The following is a 1538-nucleotide window of genomic DNA, read 5'->3' as shown; positions in this document are numbered from 1 at the left end:
ATACTCACGCCAGGGCACAGCGGGGGCCAGCGTGGAGGCGGGGGCCTCAGGATCCTCGTGGTAGAGGGTGACCAACTCCCGCATCAGCAGTTGAGTGGACCAGCCGTCCAGCAGGATGTGGTGATTCGTCATCACCAACCGGAAACGTTCCTCGCCGAAACGGAACAACGCGAACCGCAGCAACGGCGGCCGCGCCAGATCGAAACGGTCGACCCGGTCCTCCGCCAGCCACCGCTCAAAGACGTCCCGCGCCTCCGCCGCCCCCAGACCCCGCAGATCCTCCTCCCGCCACGGCACCCGCACACGCCGTGCGATGGCCTGCACGGGCCGGGGCACTCCGCGCGTGATGAATCCCGCACGCAGGCTCATATGGCGATCCACGATCGCCTGTGCCGCAGACCGCAGGCGCTGAGCGTCCACCGGACCGTCGAGATCGAAGACCAGCTGCACCATGTACACATCCGGCGCGCCATCGTCATAGACCGCGTGGAACAGCAACCCCTCCTGCAACGGGGTCAGCGGCAGAAGCTCTTCGATCCGGGATCGGACCATGGGAATCCCCCTGTTCGGACCGCTCGCACTGATGCACTACGCAGATCGCACGGAGATGGATAAGGAGAAGAAGGAGCAACGAGGAGCGCGGTGGACACGCGGGCATTCACTCTGTCCGAATAATTCAACGTAACCGAGCCGGGCGAGCCCGTCAACGATCTTGAATAGACGTCAGAACATTCCAATGGGCATTGTTCTCGGCGATAACCGGCAATGCGGACAGGTGGCACCTAGGTGCCTTCACTGGTTCTCGGCCACCCTCGACACAGCACTTCTGACCTGCGCGTTCTCCCGGTCGATGTCAGCGCGTCATACCGGAGTGGACCGGCGAAGACGACGGGGGTGCCACTGCACCAAGCTGCCATTCACTTGCTCATGAGATGTCGTCCGGCGACGCTGGTACAAGCGGGCAAGGACACTCAAAACCGGGCTGGATTCAAATAACCACTGATTCAGATCACCACTGGATTCAGATAACTACCCTCACGCGTCTCTCTATGTGACGCGACTCCCCGATGAATTGGCTGGGTGGAATGGTGGAGAACACAGCGCTTGCGGCATGCACTGATCCGGACAGGGTGTCGTTGTCGGGGTTGTTCGAGGAGTGGGTGGAACGAGCCCCGGACACGGTGGCCGTGGTGTGCGAGGACCAGCGGTGGACATACCGCGAGGTCAACGAACGGGCCAACCAACTGGCCCGACTCCTCCTGCAAGCCGGCGCCGGACCCGAACGCCGTATCGCCCTGGCACTGCCTCGCTCCGCACAGACCATCACCGCGATCCTCGCCGTGCTGAAGACCGGCGCCGCCTACGTACCCCTGGACCCCGACTACCCCCGAGAACGCCTGGCCTACCTGCTACGCGACAGCGACCCCACCGCCCTGATCACCACCACCGACATCGCCGCCACACTCCCCACACCCAACCACACCACACCACGTGTACTCCTCGACCACCCTGACACCACCGCCCGCCTGCAAACCCTG

Annotated in this window: 2 protein-coding genes; one reads left to right on the top strand and one right to left on the bottom strand. The window is 63.7% G+C overall.

Annotated elements, in window-relative coordinates; all coding sequences use genetic code 11:
- Window positions 1-552, bottom strand: a 552-nt coding sequence (locus tag JK364_RS54225; protein ID WP_230993977.1) for a condensation domain-containing protein, incomplete at its 3' end; no start/stop codon positions are given.
- Between the two features lie 608 nt (window positions 553-1160).
- Here JK364_RS54225 and JK364_RS54220 point away from each other — a divergent pair.
- Window positions 1161-1538 (top strand): AMP-binding protein (locus JK364_RS54220; protein WP_201858848.1); only part of this gene is annotated, 378 nt, incomplete at its 3' end.

The sequence above is a fragment of the Streptomyces endocoffeicus genome (assembly GCF_016741935.1).
In the GTDB taxonomy this organism is placed as follows: Bacteria; Actinomycetota; Actinomycetes; order Streptomycetales; family Streptomycetaceae; genus Streptomyces; species Streptomyces endocoffeicus.
This window is presented reverse-complemented; position numbering and strand designations above follow the sequence as displayed.